Below are 15,445 nucleotides of genomic sequence, written 5' to 3'. Positions count from 1 at the left end.
CGGTCGCCGCAAGACTTGAACCACCTTGCCCTGCGAAGGTCACAGATTGGTGAACTTACGCCCCCAGGTTGGCATCAGTTATTGGCTGGCAGCCTGTGCCGCGAAGGCGAGGAACGCGTCGTTCTCGTGGGGCGCGCCCACCGTCACCCGCACACCGTCGTCGCCGTAGGGACGCACCAGCACGCCGGCCTCGGCGCTGCGGGCGGCGAAGTCCTGCGAGCCGGCGCCGAGCGGCAGCCACAGGAAGTTCGCGCCACTGGGGGCCACGTCGTACCCGGCGGCGGTCAGCGCCGCGCGCATCCGGGCGCGCTCGGCCACCACGGCGTCGGTGCGCGCCAGCAGTTCGTCCTGCGCCTCGAGGCTCGCGATCGCCGCGGCCTGCGCAACCGAGCTCACGCTGAACGGGATGAACACCTTGCGCAGCGCCGCGATCACCGTGGGGGCGCCGACGGCGTAGCCCACGCGGAGCCCCGCCAGCCCGTAGGCCTTCGAGAACGTGCGGAGGATGACGACGTTGCTGTGGCGCTTCGCGATGGCCAGGGAGTCGGGGACCTGCCCGTTCGGGTCGTTGTCGGTGCGGCCGTCGCCGGCGCGCATGTACTCGATGTACGCCTCGTCGAGCACCACCACGACGTGCTTCGGGACGGCGGCGATGAACCGCTCGATCGCGGCCTCGCCGACCACAGTGCCCGTCGGGTTGTTGGGGTTGCAGATGAACACGATGCGGGTGCGCTCGGTGACGGCGGCGGCCATCGCGTCGAGGTCATGCGTCGCGTTCGCGTCCAGGGGCACGGGCACGGGCGTCGCGCCCGCGACCTGCGCCACGATGGGATACGCCTCGAAGGAGCGCCATGCGAACAGGGCCTCGTCGCTGCCGACGCATGTCGCCTGCACGATTTGCTGGCACAAGGCGACGGAGCCGCAACCCACCGCGACCTCGTCGGGCCGGACGCCGAGCTTGGTCGCGAGGGCCTCCGTCAGTGCGACCGCGCCGATGTCCGGATAACGGTTGGCGTTGGCCGCGGCGTCCGCGATCGCCTTCGCGACGGTGGGCAGCGGCCCGAATGTGGTCTCGTTGCTCGCGAGCTTGATGAGGTTGGGTGCGGAGCGGCCAGGCACGTAGGCGGGCAGCGATTCGAGGTCGGGGCGAGTTCGTGGTTCCACGAGAGCTAAGTATGGTCTACCTGGTTGGCAAGGGCGAGAGTGCTGGTCATAACCAGCCGTTTTGCCTTCCAAGCTCCAGCATGTGTAATCTGTCTCCCGTTGGCCTGCGAGGGCCGAGGAGGCGTGCCAGAGCGGCCGAATGGGATTCACTGCTAATGAATTGTCCCCCTTAAAGGGGACCGGAGGTTCAAATCCTCTCGCCTCCGCAACGTCGTGTATGGTTCACGACGGAGCCAGAGTGAAAGCCCTGGCACAACTAAAGATGCGCCCGTAGCTCAACGGATAGAGCACCTGACTACGGATCAGGAGGTTAGGGGTTCGAATCCCTTCGGGCGCACAGATAGCCCCAGGTCAGACGGTGTTTTCACGAGCCGTAAGACCTGGGGCATTTTCGTGTTTCACCCCTAAACCACCCCTAAACTCTGGCTACTGGGGCGCGAGCACCCCGAGAGCCTCTGCGACGTCCGGCCCCACGTCCGGCCTGTCGACGTAATGGCGCTCTGTGACCGCAGTGCCCGAGTGCCCCAACTGACGGGATGCAGCCTCGAGCCCGAGCGCCTGGTCGACGGTCGTGGCCGCCAATCTGCGCAGTGCTCGCAGGGTGATGTGAACGAGATCATCGGGCCGAGCTTCGCGCAGTTGACGGTCGAGGTTGGCCCGGCTGCGCACAGTCCCGGTGGACGAGGGGAACAGCATCCCGGTCAGGTCGACGAGGGGATCGTCTAGACGCTGCTGTAGTGCCTTGAGCGCGAACGCTGGCAGGCGCACAGTCCGGTGACCCTTGCGCGTCTTTGGCGTCGGCTGACGCTGATTGCCCACGACCGTGCCCGCCACCGTGAGGGTGCCGGCCTTGATATCGAGATCCTCGACGCGCAGCGCCAGCACCTCGCCAGGCCGCAGCCCGGTTCCGAGCACGACGTCCACCACCTCGAGGAGACCATTCCCTCGAGGTGGCCCAGTCTTGTTGCCGCCGCACCACTCTGCGATGGCCGCTCGGTAGCGGTGGGCGTCGGCGATGGTGGGCACCTCGACGCCGGCGGATTGCTTGCGGACGGTCGAGGTGTCGCGCACAGGGTTGGTGTCGACGAGGTCGAGCCGGGCCGCGTAGGCGAACGCGAGCATCAGAACCGTGCGCGTGCGCTTGCGGATACCGTCGCCGGCCATGCCGCGCAGGAACCTGTCGAGGTTGCCGACGGTCGCCTCTCGGATGCGCACCTCGCCGATGCCTGGCCGGATATGGCCCTCGATGGACGAGCGGTAGTCGTCGAGGGTCTGCGGGCGCCGGGTGCCGTCGTCGGCGTTGTCGATCCAGTTGTCGAGCAGCTGCGCGACGGTGGACTCCGCGGTGAGCGTGTCGCCGCCGGATTGCTTGCGCCTGTCCCTCGCCGCCTGGACGAGGGACCGCTCTGCCTTCGCCGCAGAGGTGTCGAACCGCTCGAGCCTGCGGGTGATTCCGTCGAGGTCGCGGTACTTCGCCCGAGCCCGCCAGCGCCCCTCGGATATTTCCTTGCGGGTGACGGTGCCCCAGGTGCCAAGGGGGAGCGGCGGCCTAGCCATCGGATTGCTCGTCGCGTTGAATCCGAGCCTCGAGGTCGCGACGGATGGAGGCCAGGTCCTCGAGGCGGAAACACGCTAATTCGTAAGCCGCGGCGGCGTCCTCTATTTCCTGTGGGGTTATCTCGCCGCCAGGGAAGTTCTGGAGGTGTTGGGCGTGCCTCGCTGCCTCTTCAACGAGAATGCTGGCGTCCTCGATGGAATTATTGATTTTGAGCCAGGTCCAAGTCTGCCCAAGTGGCCCAGGAGCCGCTTCTTTCCAGGCTAAGTGCCCTGACTCTAGGTAGAAGGGGGCGCGGTGACCCGATACCCATTGAATTGCTTCGTAGGTGGGCATTTGTGCGCCCGGCCATGGCTCTACGGGTCCGTCAGGCAGGCGCGGGAAGAGTAGCTGCAGGGGAGGAACCTCAAGCGCAAGAGCGAGGATGAGGAGCTCGGCAACAGTGACGCTCTTCCTCTTGCCGGTCTCGAGCTCCGAGATGGTTGTTCGTGAGACGCCGTGCCCCAACTCCGCGGTTCGATCCGCTAGCCACTTTCCACTGCGCTTGCCCCTCTGTGCCTTTATTTCTGCTGCAATACGCGCCGTCTGCTCGTCGGCCCAAGATTTCGACATGTCGTAAGGATACGCAGAGATTGCGGGAATCGCGAAGCTCTGATAGAACTATCCGTGAACACGTTCAAATAATCGGATCTGAACGAGATCACGAAATTGGAGGCAACGATGGACCGCACAGAAGCACTCGGACTCGGAGTGACCACCGACCTGCAGACGGCAGCCCGCGCGCTAGGCATCGGCAAATCGACCGCCTACGCGCTCGCCCAGAAGGGGGAGTTCCCAGTCCGCGTTATCCGGATGGGTTCGCGCTACGTGATCCCCACCCGGGAGCTGCTCGACCTGCTCGGCGTCGAGGCCGCGTAGCCATGCGCGGCGCAACACCAGTGCAGTACATCCCAGGGATTCAAGAGCCTGGAGTCCACAGGACAGACCAAAACGCCCCCGACGCCGGCCAGGGCATCGAGGGCAACGAGACCACCACCAGCATTCACGAAGGAAGTAGTTCCATGACTACCGTACCGAACCGCCACCCGCACCCGCCGCTCGCCGATTGGGACGCCACCTCACTCATCATGCAGGCGACCGACGAGGGCCGCACAGTCTCCGAGCTGCTCGCCGAGATCCTCGCCGACGACGCAGCAGCCAAGCGCGCCGCCCGCTGGGAGCTGGCCGGCAACCTCGCACTGACCGTCCTGGCCCTGATCGTCACCTACTGCACGGTCATCGGCGCTGTGGAGATCCTGGTCTCGCTGGGGGTGTCCGCATGATGCCCAGCTACCTGCCCCACGTCGAGGTCGACGGCGCGCGCGCCACGCTCACCGTCCGCAACGTCGAGGGGGAGCTCGTCGAGATCACCGTCGACACCTGGTCGGCGCGCAAGCTCGCGCTGGCCCTGGGCGAGAACCTCACCTGATCCATCCACCAACGGCGCTGCACCGCCATCGAGAAGGGGCCGACCATAGTCCGGCCGGCCCCGCGAGCTCAAGAGAGAGACAGCACCATGGTAGCTAAATTGCAGCACCGCCCGCTCGCCCCTCGCCAGCGCGTAGCGCGGCAACACCCCTGGCCCATCGACTACGACGCACCTAGTCCTCGTGGCCGCGCGGAGGCCTGCCTGCACCTGCTCTCTGCCGGCCTCTGCCCGGGCTATTCCCTCGAGGAAGTCCGCGAGGCATGGCAGGGCGCTGGCGAGCTCGAGCGCGAGGCGCTGGCCATTGTGGCCGGAAGGGTGGCGGCGTGAGCTACGGAAGCTATGGCCCCGAGACCGACCTCGACGCCCTGCTCGACGAGGCCCGCGAACGGGACCAGATCACCGAGGATTCAATTCTTCCAGAAAGGAAGAATAGCCCGACGGAACCGCGGCGCGCGGTGACGTTGTCCGCGTTCTCCCAGGAGCGCGACGACGTCCCCGTGTGGGCGTGGAACTACGGAGAGAAAGGGCGCGTCCCCGTCGGCGCGCTGGCCCTCTTCGCAGGGCGTCCCGGCGCCGGAAAGTCCACCGCCGGACGCTGGTTCGCCGCCAGCGCCTCAACCGGCACCCTCGCCGGATGCTGGGAAGGCAGGCCCGTCGGCGTCGCCTACATCGCCGCAGAGGAGTCCGCCAAGTACGTCGTCAAGCCCGGCCTGCGCGCGGCCGGCGCGGACCTCGACAAGGTCTACATGCCGCGGGTGAACCTCGACGGCGAAGAGGTCCGGTTCCTGTCCTCACACGACATGGAGGAACTCACCGAGCAGCTGCTCGCCGCGAACGTGAAGCTCGTTGTCGTCGACCCGCTCATGTCCACCATCGGATCCAAGACCGACGTCAACCGCAACAACGAAGTGCGCTCGCTCATCGAGCCGTGGTCCAAGCTCGCCGAGAAGATCGACGGCGTAGTGCTCGGCATCGCGCACCTGAACAAGTCCGGCAACGGCGACGTGGTGGCCGGCATCAACGGCTCGTCCGCGTTCGGCGAAGTAGCGCGCGCCGTGTTCGGGTTCGCGAAGGACACCGAGGGCGACGAGGGCGACCGGATCCTCTCGCAAGAGAAGAACAGCATCGGGGAGGAGGACCTCGCGCTGACGTACCGGATCGAGTCCCACACCGTCACCACCGACAGCGGCAAATCAGCGGACGTAGGCCGGTTCGTCATCATCGGCGAATCCGACCGCACTGTCGGCGACGTCCTCCGCTCGCAGGCGGCCGGCCCCGCGAGGGAGTCCGGCGCGCATGACGCGCTCGACGCGTGGTTACTCGATCTGCTCGCCGACGGCCCGGTGCTCGCGAAGGAGGTCTACAGCTCCGCGGGGGATGCCGGCTACTCCGCAGACAAGGCCCGCCGTGCCAAGGAGCGCATCAACAAGGAGGAGGAGATCATCGAGGCGTACCGGCCGGAGATCCCCGGCGTGTGGTGGTGGCGGCGAACCGACGCCAAGGCGGCAACATCGCAGCCAACATTACCGACACCTGTAGAGCCTGCCGCCTTGCAATCTTCTGCCACCTTGCAGGTCAGCGGGGGTGGCCAAGGTAGTGAAGAGGCCCAAGGCGGCAAGGCGGCAACGTCGCAGGGTGTAGCGAATCCCGCCGCCTCCTTGCCCTGTCCGACCTGTTCCAAGCCGCTTGGCACCACGGGCAAGTGTGTCGCGTGCATCGTCGGCAAGGCCAACGAGGAGGCCGTCGCATGACCCCGAAGAAGCGGATGCCCCCGCGGTATCAGCCCGGCGACCTGTCCCTGCTCGCCGAGATTCTCACGGACCGGCCCAACCTCACCGACGCCGCCTGCCGTGGCGCTTGGCGGCTCGTCGACGAGGCCCTCCACCCCCAGCCGAACGCCGACCCCAGCGCCGCCCGCGCACGCCTGACCGCGCTGTGCCGCACCTGTCCGGCACGCGCAGCTTGTTCTGAATCGCTCGTCAACCATTAGGAGAAGAACATGACCATCTACCGCACCACCTACACCGCCGGCGACGTCCTCGTCTGGGCCGCCTGCATCGTCGCCGAGGTCACCGGCTGGGCCACCGAGGCGATCATGAGTCACCCCGATCTGCCCGCCGACCTCGCCGACGAGCTCGAGCTCCCCGCCGACGCCATCACCATGCTGGGCCACCAGCTGAGCCAGGTCGCCGAGGAGTACGGGCACACGCCCAACGTTTACTCTGACGGCCGCCCGGTGGTCTCACACGTCGAGCTCGGTCCCGGTTATGGCTATACCCACCAGTGGCATTTCGACCCCACCCGCGACGAGCCGCACACCATCGAGCCCGCACCGCACAAGGGCACGCACGTCGTGGTCCACGTCGTGCCCCCGTCCAAGCTGATCGTCGAGAAGGTCGTCGCACTGGCCGTCGTGCCGGGTGGAGGCGATGCAGCATGAGCACCCTCCACTTCGCCGTCGGCAAGGCACGCACCAAGCGGCCGGCACTCCGCTGCAAGCACGGCGGCTGTGCGCATCTGACCCGCCACCACAGCCAGGTCTGCCCGACCCACCGGGGGAAATGATGGACACCGCCGATCCAAGGCCGGGCCCGCTGCGCCGCGTGGTCGCCAAGTTCGTCGACGGCCGCGAGGAGGAGGTCGTCGAGACCCGCGACCCCGTCGCCGCTGACCACTGGGACGCCACCCGCTGGGGCACCTTGAGCCGCAAGGGAACTCACCGATGAAGGAGCACAACATGACCCACCCCCAGCAAGCCGCCCGCATGATCGTCGCCGCCATCGACGGAGACCAGTACGTCCAGGAGCTCGTCGCCGTCGAGGTCGCGCAGTCGGAGAACTGGCCGCAATTCGCGGCAGCGCTCGCAGCTCTCGCCGCTGCAGTGTGTCGCGAGACCGACGACCCCGATGGTGCCCGCGCGCTGTGGCTGCACGGACTTGCCGCAAGCCTGTAGGGTCGAACACGAGCACTAGGGAAAGTTCTCACTAGCAGTTGGCTGGCGGCGCGGCGCACACCGTCCCCGAGGTACCGATTGATCGGTACGCCCGGTAAGACCACAGCGACCCCGCCGGCCAACCGCAACAGCACGACCGCAAGACCAGATTGAGACCATCGGTACACGGGCCCGTCCCCCTGGCGAAAGCGCAGGGTGTGGCCATCCCAACCCGCCCGTCTCCCTGGCACCCCACCCACACACTTCGTTTGAGCTGCCAGGAGGCAGAAACATGACCATCAAAAACACCCGAGCCGCCGCGCTCAAGTCCGCTGAAGCAATCCTCGACGGAGCCAAGGCCGAGGGCCGCGAGCTCACCCCCGAGGAGCAGTCCGCCATCGAGGGCATAGTCGAGCAGGTCAAGGAGCTCGATATCCAATCCCAGAAGCTGGTCGACATCTTCGGCGTCGGAGCCAGCCAGGAGTCGACCGAAAAGCACTTCGGCCCCGGCACTGGCACGAAGAGCCTCGGAGCCCTCAACCACATGACAGGCCGATACGAGAGCACGGTCGAGCGCACCGGCCGCGGCTACATGGACACCTCCGCAAAGTCGTTCTCCGGCCTCGCCAACCGCGCCATCAGGGGCATGGTTGGCGGATCTCCCACCGGCGCCAAGGCGCTGCTCCCCGCCGGACAGACCGCAGTGTCCGTGACGATGAGCCCCAATATCGTCACCGACGCCAAGCCGCTCTCGGAGCTGCTCGCCGCGCTCCCGGTGGTCACCCAGTCCAGCCCCGTGTTCCGTTGGCTTCAGCAGACCGCACGCACCAACGCCGCCGCAGTCGTCGCGGCCGGCGCGGCGAAGCCGACGAGCGCATACGGCCTTACCCCGGTCGAGGGAGAGCTCAAGGTCATTGCCCACATCTCCGAGGCCATCGACAAGTACGTCCTCGGAGACGTGGCGAACCTCGAGCAGTTCATCACCGATGAGCTACTGCACGGCCTGCACCTCGCCCTCGAGGACCAGCTGCTCAACGGCACAGGCACAGGCCAGCTGACCGGGCTGCTCAACACCGTCGGCATCCAGACGCAGGCGTTCGCCACTGATCTGCTGACGACCACGCGCAAGTCGGTCACCGCGGTGGAGTCCATCGGACACCGGGCAGGTCTGTTCGTCCTGAGCCCGACCGACTGGGAATCCCTCGAGCTCGCACGCACCACGACCGCGGGCAGCCTCGAGCTCGGTGGACCGGTGGACCGCGCCAAGCGCACCCTGTGGAGCGTGCCTGTCGCGATCTGCACCGCACTGCCCGCCAACACAGGGATGCTGCTCGACCCGAGCACGGTCGCTGTCGACACCGACGGACAGATCGAGGTGCTCTGGTCCGACAGCGTCGGCGACGACTTCTCCAAGAACCAGCTGCGCGCCCGCTGCGAGAGCCGCTACCACGTCAGCGTCTACCAGCCCCTCGGCGTCGTGAAGATGACCACAGCCAGCGCGTAGGCCCACAGCCTCGGCGTCAACGTCGCCACCACGCCCTGAATCAGCGTCGGTGGAGCGATGGACAGCGAGTAGCCCGCTCAGGCCGCAGTGACCTGACCAGCGCCGAACAGCAGCACCCCGGTCTCACTACGAGGCCGGGGTGCTCTGCTACCGAGAGGAAAAGATGCGCAAGACGAAATCTGACCGCGAGCGCGGCCTCGGCTGGGACCACCGCCACCAGCGTGAGCGGCTGCTCCGAGCGCACCGAGATGGCACAAAGTGCTGGTGGTGCGGAGAGCCGATGTACAAGTCGCAGAAGCTCGACGCTGACCACAGCATCGCTCGATCCAAGGGCGGCACCAAGGCCGACAGGCTTCTTCACATGCACTGCAATAGAAGCCGTCAGGACGGCAGCCGAGACCACCTACGCCCCGCACTGGGCCCGCAGCCCACCGCGACGCTGACCACCCGCCAGTGGTGGTGACGGGGCACCCGAGATCACGACTGATCGCCATCGCCCGCCACCCTTACGGTGGGCAGTGGCAGCGAATCTCTCCAGCATTTTCCACGAGGGATGGCCCCTGTAGATCACGGTCGGTCGCCATCGCCCGCCACCCCAGGGGTTGACGATGGCGCGATATCCCCCCGCAGCCAGGAGCTACGAGCAAACAGGCTCTGACGTGCCGATACAGGCGTTTCGGGCCGCTGCTGCACTGTGAGTTTCAGGCCCGCGTAAAAAGCCCGCCATTGCCGACCAACGGTGTGGCGGGAGACGAGCCGAGCCCGCGATCTCGAGGGCCCTAGGGGCAACCGTAGTCATATCCCCACGGTTGCCCGCGGACCATGTGAGACTTTCCCGCATGATCAAGAATGTAAGCGAGATTGTTCAGGCGGCTGCCGTCACCCAAGTTCGTGCGGACGAGCTCAACGAGATTGCGCCGGATGGGCTCTACGTGGCGTTCAGCTCGATTGGCGATGGCTCTGGTTCGGCCGGCTCGACCGAGAGCTTCCAGATCTGTCGGCATGGCGAGGACGGGGAAGAAGCCACGATCCTGCACGCAGCCGTCACCTACGATGAGGCCCGCCGGATACTGCTGAGCTGAGTAGGCCGGGCAAGTTGTACCCCGTCGGCAACCGAGCTTGCGAGGGCGGCAGTGCTCTTGTCACCCCTTTACCACCCCGAAACTCTAGGAATCGGCGTGAAGTCGTGGGAGTGTCCAGCATCGATACCGCACTGACCAGCATGTACAGGACCAGCGGGGATGCCGGCGAAAGCTCTTGTCTTTCAGGAGGTTAGGGGTTCGAATCCCTTCGGGCGCACAGATAGCCCCAGGTCAGACGATTTTCGCAAATCGGATGATCTGGGGCTTTTTCGTGTCTCACCCTTTTACCCATCTCTTTGCGGATCGAGAGCCTCGAGGATATGGGAGACGTCCGGCACCGGCTATGGACTGAGGTCATCGATCCGAGCCGCACGCAAATGACACGGTGAACCTCGCGCCGTGGCCCTGGCCGTCGCTGTGGACGTGGATGGTGCCCCCGTGCGCTTCGACGAGGGCGCGGGTGATTGTGAGCCCGATCCCGCTGCCGCCGTGCTGGCGATCGCGAGCGGTGTCGGCGCGGTAGAACCGGTCAAACAGGTGCTCCAGATGCTCCGGCGCGATGCCCTCGCCGGTGTCCGCGACGATGATCTCGACGTGTCCGCGTCCGGCCATCTGGCTGGTGACGGTGACCGTGCCGCCGGCGGGCGTGTGGCGCAGGGCGTTTTCGAGCAGGTTCCCGAGCACCTGGCCCATCCGGTCGGGGTCTCCGGTCACTGTAGCCGCGCACCGCACCTGCCCGATTAGGGTGACGGCCTTGTCGTCGTAGCGCTCCTGAACGCTGCGGATCGCGGTGTCGATCAGGTCTGCCGTCGGAACTGAGACCGCGGCGATGCGGTCGCGGCCCTCCTCCGCGCGGGAGACGGCGGTGATGTCGCGGGCGAGGCGGCCCAGGCGGTGGGTGCTCAGGCGCAGGATCTCCATGGTGTCGGTGTCGAGTTCACGGATGCCGTCTTCGAGGGCCTCGAGATGCGAGTCAATGGTGGCCAGGGGAGTGCGCATCTCATGGGCGAGGTCGGACAGCATCTGCCTGCGGGTGCACTCGGTCTCTTCCAGCCGGTGGGCGAGCTCATTGAAGGCTGCGGTGAGCTGGTCGAACTCGCGGCCCAACCCGGGGCCGGCGACGCGGACCCCGTAGCGGCCGCCCGTGATCTGCGCCGCGGACGCGGTCACTGCGGCGATGGAGTGTTGGACCCGGCGCGCGATGAACCAGCTGACCGCCAGGGCGAGCAGCACCGCGACCGACAGAGCGATTGACCAGGTCAGTGTCATGGACCAGGTGTAGGCCTCCTCGATGTGGGCAGCCTCCTCGGAGAGCTGGTCGATGCCCGCCTGGCCGAGGTGGTCCTGAAATATGCCGGGCGCGACGGCGGCCGCGACGAGCCACGCGCTGACGGCGCAGCCGATGACCACCGCCGTCACCGCGACGAGTAGCCGGGTGCCGAAACTGGTCGCGGCGAGTTTTCCTGGTGAGGTCACCGCGTCATCCCCCTCTGGCCCGTCCGCATCTGGTAGCCGACGCCGCGGACGGTGCGCACGTAACGGCCGCGGCTGGCGTCGTCGCCGAGCTTGCGGCGCAGGTGGCCGATGTGCACGTCGACCAGGTGCTCGTCGCCGACCCACGACGGCCCCCATACCGCGGCGATCAGCTGGGAGCGGGAGAGCACGAATCCGGGGTCCCTTGACAGTGCCGCCAGGACGTCGAACTCCGTGCGGGTCAACGACACAGGGGTGTCCTCGACGGTCACCTCGCGGGCGTCGATGTCGACGGACAGAGCTCCGATCATCCGCACCTCCCGCGCTCGGATCACGCCAACTGCTAACCGCGTGCGGGGGCGGCGCATCATGGCCTGGATGCGGGCCATCAGTTCCCGGGGGCTGAAGGGCTTCGTCTGGTAGTCGTCGGCGCCGACGGACAACCCGATGACGGTGTCGATCTCCTCAGCGCGCGCGGTGAGCATGACGACGTACGCGTCGGAGAACGTGCGTAGCCGCCGGCACACCTCGACGCCGTCGAGCCGGGGTAGGCCCAGGTCGAGGACCACGACGTCGGGGTCGAATTGCCGTGCGAGTTCCAGCGCGTCGTGCCCGTCGCCGGCGATGATCACCTCGAACCCGTCGCGCTCCAAATATGATGCGATGAGTACTGCCAGCGCCGCCTCGTCCTCAACGACCATCGCCCGCAGCCCGGTCGGCGGGCGCGGCGCCGGGGCCTGGCGGCTGGTTGTAGCGACAGTGTCCGGGTGTGGGGCCATGGCTCCATCATCGCCAGCGCTGCCCGCCCGCGACGCCCCGGCCGTACTTCTTGACCAAACCTTCATGAAACGAACACCCGAATCACGGGGTCCACGCGTCACGCTGTGTGAGGCACAGCGGCGGAGAATGCAAGACATGACAGGCAGGGGTTCGATGAACTGGATCGGATGGCAGCTATCGCCGGCGTGCTCGCATTGTGGGCGTTGGTGATCTCCCTGATCACCACTCTCTTCCGTGGCTCGGACCCGGTAGCCAGGTCCGAGCCCGAGGCGCCCCTCCGCCCTCCGAATAAAGGACACCGTGACATGAGCAAGAAATCTCTCGCAGTAGGCGCCGCCGCTATCGTCTTGGTTCTGGGGCTGACCGCGTGTGGGAGCGGCGACTCCGCCGTCTCGGACGCGACTGCCACTACGACGACCAGCGCGAGCGCCGCACAGACTCCAGCCTCCGCGGCGGCGCACAACGATGCGGACGTGATGTTCGCGCAGATGATGATCCCGCACCACGCCCAAGCCGTGGAAATGAGCGATATCTTGCTGGCCAAGGAGGGGATCTCCGAGCCGATGGTGACGCTGGCCGAGGAGATCAAGGCCGCGCAGGCCCCGGAATTGACGGAGCTGACCGGCTGGCTCGGGCAGTGGGGCGAGCCGACGGAGATGCCCGGCATGGGCCACGACATGTCCACAATGGAGGGCATGCTCAGCGAGCAGGATCTGCAGGACCTGACCGACGCCCAGGGAGACGACGCGTCGAAGCTGTTCCTCACGCAGATGATCGGCCACCACGAGGGCGCGATCGGCATGGCAGAGGACGAGCTGGCCGACGGCCAATTCCCCGACGCGCTCGAGATGGCGCAGGTCATCATCGATACGCAGCAGCAGGAGATCGACGTCATGCGGCAACTGCTGACCACGCTGTAACAGCCAGTCCCACCACCGTCAGGAATCCCGCCCATGGCCAGCCCTGAGCATCCCCTCGGGCCTGGCCGAGGGGAGCCATACCGAGCACGCCGGGCACGGGGCGCACGGCGAGATCCGGTCCTTGTGCGCCTCGACGGCGGCGCGATCGCTGGGCCGCTGGACCAGCATCTCCTGGGGCTGCGTATTCGAGCAGATCGCCGCGAGGGCCTACCGATCCTGGTTTACCCGCCGGCACCCGCAAGTTCGCCGCGGAGGGCTCTATGGGCGGCGGAAGATGGTGGCCTAGCTGCGGTGCGGCTGCCCGCACGACCATTCCGAACACAAACGGCAACCGTGTCGGTGACCTGCTGAACCGTGATGTCACGGCAGTAGAGCCGAATTGGTTGTGGGGCACCGACTTTCCCTCAAGTACTTCATGTAGGGAGGGGCCGTCCTACTGTCGGACTAGTCGCTGTCGAAGAGGGGCTCGGCGTCGGGTTGGCTCACGCTCCACGCGACATGCGTGACCAGGGGCTCGAGGCTGAGGCGGCTGACGGCGTCCTCTAGGAGGGCGTCGTCGCGCTCGGTCGCGGTGAGTTCCGCGAGGACGGTGACTGTGCCTTTTTCGGTTCGGGAGGAGCGGACCGATCGCAGTTGGAACTCGGGCCTGCTGATCGCCTGGACCGTCAGCCGGCGCACGTGGGGTTCGGCCTCTTTGCGGCAGGTCACCTCGAAAACGTAGTCGGCGGAGGGCATCTCGCGGCCCACGCGTACCGGCTGCCGATCCATTGCCCGGCTGAGGGGGCGCAGCAGGGTGTTCGCGGCCATGATCGCGACCGTGCCGATGACCGCTGCCCAGTACATGCCGCTGCCGGCGAGCGCGCCGACCGCGGCCGCGGCCCACAGCGTCGCCGCGGTGTTGATGCCGGTCACCGTGGCACCCTGCTTCATGATCACGCCGGCGCCGAGGAAACCGATGCCGGAGACGATCTGCGCGGCGACCCGGGTGGGGTCCGCATCGGGGCCGTCGAAGCTGTACGCGCCCATGACCACGAAGAGGGCGGAACCGAGGCTCACGAGGGCGTTGGTGCGCAGGCCCGCCATCCGCGCGCGCCATTGCCGTTCGATGCCGACCATCGCGCCGAGGCCAAGCCCCAGTGCGACGCGGGCGATGATGATCGTGTTGTCCATCAACGCTCCTTCGTCGGTTTGGGGTTCAAAGAGCCTCTGTCCTGGCATCAGCGTGCAGAGCGCCGACGAAGCCCCCGAGATCCGGCGGAACCCTGCACGGCCCCAGGCTAATTGCTGAGCAGTGCCCTTCTGATCGACTCGATCTCCGTAGCAGATAGTTTCAAGCACTCTAGGGCGAAGGCGTCCCAATCGCCGTACTGCTCACGGATGGCGGCCAGCACCGCTTCGATCTGGCTCGGCCGCTGTTCCATCAGCGGTCGGACCAGCTCGATGTCCACCCCACGCGCGGCCAGAGCGGCGAATCGCTGATTGTTGCGGTGTTTGTTGAAATGGTTGGACAACACGAAATCGTCGACGATCGCCTGGTCTGGCACACCCAGGATCCCCAGCAACAGCGCGGTCATCATGCTCGTGCGATCTTTGCCGCCCGCGCAGTGGTACAGCAGCGGCTCGTCCGGTGCGTCGGCGATCCTGCGCAGCGTGTCGGCATATCCAGCCATGGTCGTGGGCCTACCGAGTTGTCGTACAAATCCGTGCTCGCTGAGCTCCTCCGCCTTGCCGCCGCCGAGCATCTCGATCACGGCGTCCCTGTCGCCCTCGGCCAACGCCGTCGACATGACGGCGGCAAACGCGTTGGTGCTGTCATCCATCAGCGGCGTCTGGATGTGGGTGGTGCCAGCTGACACCCGATCGGGTCCAGCCGCGGCAACTTCCTGGGGGCCCCGGAAATCGACGACGGTGCGGATCCTCGATCTGTCCAGGTAGTCGACGTCCTCGTCGGTGAGGGCACTGAGGCTGTCGGCGCGAAACACCTTGCCCCACCGCACGGATCGGCCGTCCACAGTGGGATACCCCCCGATGTCCCTGGCATTCTGCGCGCCGCGCAACGCCACCTGGCGGGTGCCGGACGTGACGGCCCGGCCCGTCGGTCCGGCGACGGTGAAATACCAGCGCCGGTCCGGGGCCAGCCCGGTGATCTCGGCGCTGCCGCCGGCGGCAAAAGCCAGCTCCACCGTCGCGGCATCGGGGTCGTTGGGGTCCTCGGAGGCGGACAGCGTCAACTCGCTCACCTCGTCCAGCGCCCAGGACAGGGTGAATTCTCCCCCATCGGACATTGCCACCTGGAATCCGGCGGAATCCCCGGAGTGCGCCTCGGTCACGCTGCCAACCATGCATTCTCGAACAGCAAGATCCCGTCCAGGGTGGGCTGGACCCCGTGCACGTTGTCGCTCCACGCGACGAGGGTGGTCAGCGCGCTCAGAGCGACAAAGGGGCTCGTCTGATTCACCAGCTCTTGGACCTCGCCGAGAGCCGCTCTTTTCTCTGAGGTTCCCCAGGGTTGGTGGACATCGAGATAGCGGGATCATAGGTCCTGCTGGAAGGATGTTTCCATGTCA

General features: G+C 66.7%; 22 protein-coding genes and 2 tRNA genes. 16 read left to right on the top strand and 8 right to left on the bottom strand.

All coding sequences use genetic code 11. From position 1 onward, the window contains the following. Window positions 1-78: 78 nt before the first annotated feature. Window positions 79-1,164, bottom strand: coding sequence for a histidinol-phosphate transaminase (gene hisC / locus TBIF_RS16675; protein ID WP_024795895.1), 1,086 nt, complete (start codon window positions 1,162-1,164; stop codon window positions 79-81). A gap of 117 nt (window positions 1,165-1,281) precedes the next feature. On the opposite strand from hisC, the gene TBIF_RS16670 reads away from it, so the two are divergent. After that, window positions 1,282-1,370 (top strand) — tRNA-Ser (locus TBIF_RS16670). A 58-nt stretch (window positions 1,371-1,428) separates the two neighbouring features. Further along, window positions 1,429-1,501 (top strand) — tRNA-Arg (locus TBIF_RS16665). A gap of 89 nt (window positions 1,502-1,590) precedes the next feature. On the opposite strand, the gene TBIF_RS16660 is transcribed toward TBIF_RS16665, so the two are convergent. Then, window positions 1,591-2,721: a site-specific integrase gene (locus TBIF_RS16660; RefSeq protein ID WP_024795894.1), complete on the bottom strand. Its 1,131-nt coding sequence runs from the start codon at window positions 2,719-2,721 to the stop codon at window positions 1,591-1,593. Then, window positions 2,714-3,331 (bottom strand): hypothetical protein, encoded by a 618-nt coding sequence (locus TBIF_RS24590; RefSeq protein WP_024795893.1) that lies wholly within the window; start codon window positions 3,329-3,331, stop codon window positions 2,714-2,716. Before TBIF_RS24590 ends, TBIF_RS16660 begins: the two co-directional genes overlap by 8 nt. 108 nt (window positions 3,332-3,439) lie before the next feature. Here TBIF_RS24590 and TBIF_RS16650 point away from each other — a divergent pair, with 108 nt between their 5' ends. From TBIF_RS16650 to TBIF_RS16590, 13 genes are all read left to right on the top strand, one after another. Further along, window positions 3,440-3,637: a helix-turn-helix transcriptional regulator gene (locus TBIF_RS16650; protein WP_024795892.1), complete on the top strand. Its 198-nt coding sequence runs from the start codon at window positions 3,440-3,442 to the stop codon at window positions 3,635-3,637. Window positions 3,638-3,780: 143 nt separating this feature from the next. Further along, window positions 3,781-4,041: a hypothetical protein gene (locus TBIF_RS16645; RefSeq protein WP_024795891.1), complete on the top strand. Its 261-nt coding sequence runs from the start codon at window positions 3,781-3,783 to the stop codon at window positions 4,039-4,041. Continuing rightward, complete coding sequence (locus TBIF_RS25775) at window positions 4,038-4,187, top strand: hypothetical protein (protein WP_158506364.1); 150 nt, start codon at window positions 4,038-4,040, stop codon at window positions 4,185-4,187. Before TBIF_RS16645 ends, TBIF_RS25775 begins: the two co-directional genes overlap by 4 nt. Window positions 4,188-4,274: 87 nt before the next feature. Next, window positions 4,275-4,514 carry a hypothetical protein gene (locus tag TBIF_RS25770; protein WP_038171664.1) on the top strand — a complete coding sequence of 80 codons (240 nt, stop codon included), beginning with the start codon at window positions 4,275-4,277 and terminating at the stop codon, window positions 4,512-4,514. Further along, window positions 4,511-5,938 (top strand): AAA family ATPase, encoded by a 1,428-nt coding sequence (locus TBIF_RS23835; protein ID WP_024795889.1) that lies wholly within the window; start codon window positions 4,511-4,513, stop codon window positions 5,936-5,938. The genes TBIF_RS25770 and TBIF_RS23835 overlap by 4 nt, the downstream gene beginning before the upstream one ends. Further along, window positions 5,935-6,177 (top strand): WhiB family transcriptional regulator, encoded by a 243-nt coding sequence (locus tag TBIF_RS16625; RefSeq protein ID WP_024795888.1) that lies wholly within the window; start codon window positions 5,935-5,937, stop codon window positions 6,175-6,177. Before TBIF_RS23835 ends, TBIF_RS16625 begins: the two co-directional genes overlap by 4 nt. A gap of 9 nt (window positions 6,178-6,186) precedes the next feature. Next, complete coding sequence (locus tag TBIF_RS16620) at window positions 6,187-6,627, top strand: hypothetical protein (protein WP_024795887.1); 441 nt, start codon at window positions 6,187-6,189, stop codon at window positions 6,625-6,627. Further along, window positions 6,624-6,752, top strand: coding sequence for a hypothetical protein (locus TBIF_RS26505; protein WP_268746920.1), 129 nt, complete (start codon window positions 6,624-6,626; stop codon window positions 6,750-6,752). Before TBIF_RS16620 ends, TBIF_RS26505 begins: the two co-directional genes overlap by 4 nt. After that, entirely contained in the window at window positions 6,749-6,913 is a 165-nt protein-coding gene (locus TBIF_RS25765; RefSeq protein ID WP_200182810.1) for a hypothetical protein, read from the top strand. Before TBIF_RS26505 ends, TBIF_RS25765 begins: the two co-directional genes overlap by 4 nt. 11 nt (window positions 6,914-6,924) lie before the next feature. Beyond that, window positions 6,925-7,140, top strand: a complete 216-nt coding sequence (locus TBIF_RS16605) for a hypothetical protein (RefSeq protein WP_148302304.1) — start codon at window positions 6,925-6,927, stop codon at window positions 7,138-7,140. Window positions 7,141-7,411: 271 nt separating this feature from the next. After that, on the top strand, window positions 7,412-8,623 hold the full coding sequence (locus tag TBIF_RS16600) for a phage major capsid protein (protein WP_024795885.1): 1,212 nt from the start codon (window positions 7,412-7,414) through the stop codon (window positions 8,621-8,623). Between the two features lie 163 nt (window positions 8,624-8,786). Beyond that, window positions 8,787-9,086, top strand: coding sequence for an HNH endonuclease (locus TBIF_RS16595; RefSeq protein ID WP_024795884.1), 300 nt, complete (start codon window positions 8,787-8,789; stop codon window positions 9,084-9,086). Between the two features lie 376 nt (window positions 9,087-9,462). Then, window positions 9,463-9,705, top strand: a complete 243-nt coding sequence (locus TBIF_RS16590) for a hypothetical protein (RefSeq protein WP_024795883.1) — start codon at window positions 9,463-9,465, stop codon at window positions 9,703-9,705. A gap of 354 nt (window positions 9,706-10,059) precedes the next feature. Here the strand turns inward: TBIF_RS16590 and TBIF_RS16585 are convergent, their stop codons facing one another. Further along, window positions 10,060-11,181, bottom strand: a complete 1,122-nt coding sequence (locus TBIF_RS16585; RefSeq protein WP_024795882.1) for a sensor histidine kinase — start codon at window positions 11,179-11,181, stop codon at window positions 10,060-10,062. Then, on the bottom strand, window positions 11,178-11,879 hold the full coding sequence (locus tag TBIF_RS16580) for a response regulator transcription factor (RefSeq protein ID WP_024795881.1): 702 nt from the start codon (window positions 11,877-11,879) through the stop codon (window positions 11,178-11,180). The genes TBIF_RS16585 and TBIF_RS16580 overlap by 4 nt, the downstream gene beginning before the upstream one ends. A gap of 384 nt (window positions 11,880-12,263) precedes the next feature. Between TBIF_RS16580 and TBIF_RS16575 the strand changes: the two genes are divergently transcribed. Continuing rightward, window positions 12,264-12,878, top strand: coding sequence for a DUF305 domain-containing protein (locus TBIF_RS16575; protein WP_024795880.1), 615 nt, complete (start codon window positions 12,264-12,266; stop codon window positions 12,876-12,878). A gap of 444 nt (window positions 12,879-13,322) precedes the next feature. On the opposite strand, the gene TBIF_RS16570 is transcribed toward TBIF_RS16575, so the two are convergent. The 3 genes from TBIF_RS16570 to TBIF_RS26500 all read right to left on the bottom strand — a co-directional run bounded on the left by TBIF_RS16570 (window position 13,323) and on the right by TBIF_RS26500 (window position 15,336). Then, complete coding sequence (locus TBIF_RS16570; protein ID WP_024795879.1) at window positions 13,323-14,048, bottom strand: MgtC/SapB family protein; 726 nt, start codon at window positions 14,046-14,048, stop codon at window positions 13,323-13,325. 107 nt (window positions 14,049-14,155) lie between these two features. Next, the gene (locus TBIF_RS24585) at window positions 14,156-15,208 is read right to left on the bottom strand and encodes a tyrosine-protein phosphatase (RefSeq protein WP_158506362.1); all 1,053 of its coding nucleotides are present in this window, start codon (window positions 15,206-15,208) and stop codon (window positions 14,156-14,158) included. Next, window positions 15,205-15,336, bottom strand: coding sequence for a hypothetical protein (locus tag TBIF_RS26500; protein ID WP_268746919.1), 132 nt, complete (start codon window positions 15,334-15,336; stop codon window positions 15,205-15,207). The genes TBIF_RS24585 and TBIF_RS26500 overlap by 4 nt, the downstream gene beginning before the upstream one ends. Between the last annotated feature and the right edge of the window lie 109 nt (window positions 15,337-15,445).

This window comes from Tomitella biformata AHU 1821 (assembly GCF_000524475.1).
GTDB classification, from domain to species: Bacteria; Actinomycetota; Actinomycetes; order Mycobacteriales; family Mycobacteriaceae; genus Tomitella; species Tomitella biformata.
This window is presented reverse-complemented; position numbering and strand designations above follow the sequence as displayed.

Coding starts and splice junctions, on each gene's coding strand:
- TBIF_RS16650 (WP_024795892.1), top strand. CDS start 3,440: ATGGACCGCACAGAAGCACTCGGACTCGGAGTGACCACCGACCTGCAG.
- TBIF_RS16645 (WP_024795891.1), top strand. CDS start 3,781: ATGACTACCGTACCGAACCGCCACCCGCACCCGCCGCTCGCCGATTGG.
- TBIF_RS16660 (WP_024795894.1), bottom strand. CDS start 2,721: ATGGCTAGGCCGCCGCTCCCCCTTGGCACCTGGGGCACCGTCACCCGC.
- TBIF_RS16625 (WP_024795888.1), top strand. CDS start 5,935: ATGACCCCGAAGAAGCGGATGCCCCCGCGGTATCAGCCCGGCGACCTG.
- TBIF_RS16605 (WP_148302304.1), top strand. CDS start 6,925: ATGACCCACCCCCAGCAAGCCGCCCGCATGATCGTCGCCGCCATCGAC.
- TBIF_RS16595 (WP_024795884.1), top strand. CDS start 8,787: ATGCGCAAGACGAAATCTGACCGCGAGCGCGGCCTCGGCTGGGACCAC.
- TBIF_RS25770 (WP_038171664.1), top strand. CDS start 4,275: ATGGTAGCTAAATTGCAGCACCGCCCGCTCGCCCCTCGCCAGCGCGTA.
- TBIF_RS25765 (WP_200182810.1), top strand. CDS start 6,749: ATGATGGACACCGCCGATCCAAGGCCGGGCCCGCTGCGCCGCGTGGTC.
- TBIF_RS24590 (WP_024795893.1), bottom strand. CDS start 3,331: ATGTCGAAATCTTGGGCCGACGAGCAGACGGCGCGTATTGCAGCAGAA.
- TBIF_RS25775 (WP_158506364.1), top strand. CDS start 4,038: ATGATGCCCAGCTACCTGCCCCACGTCGAGGTCGACGGCGCGCGCGCC.
- TBIF_RS26505 (WP_268746920.1), top strand. CDS start 6,624: ATGAGCACCCTCCACTTCGCCGTCGGCAAGGCACGCACCAAGCGGCCG.
- TBIF_RS16575 (WP_024795880.1), top strand. CDS start 12,264: ATGAGCAAGAAATCTCTCGCAGTAGGCGCCGCCGCTATCGTCTTGGTT.
- TBIF_RS16580 (WP_024795881.1), bottom strand. CDS start 11,879: ATGGTCGTTGAGGACGAGGCGGCGCTGGCAGTACTCATCGCATCATAT.
- TBIF_RS16600 (WP_024795885.1), top strand. CDS start 7,412: ATGACCATCAAAAACACCCGAGCCGCCGCGCTCAAGTCCGCTGAAGCA.
- TBIF_RS16620 (WP_024795887.1), top strand. CDS start 6,187: ATGACCATCTACCGCACCACCTACACCGCCGGCGACGTCCTCGTCTGG.
- TBIF_RS16590 (WP_024795883.1), top strand. CDS start 9,463: ATGATCAAGAATGTAAGCGAGATTGTTCAGGCGGCTGCCGTCACCCAA.
- TBIF_RS16570 (WP_024795879.1), bottom strand. CDS start 14,048: ATGGACAACACGATCATCATCGCCCGCGTCGCACTGGGGCTTGGCCTC.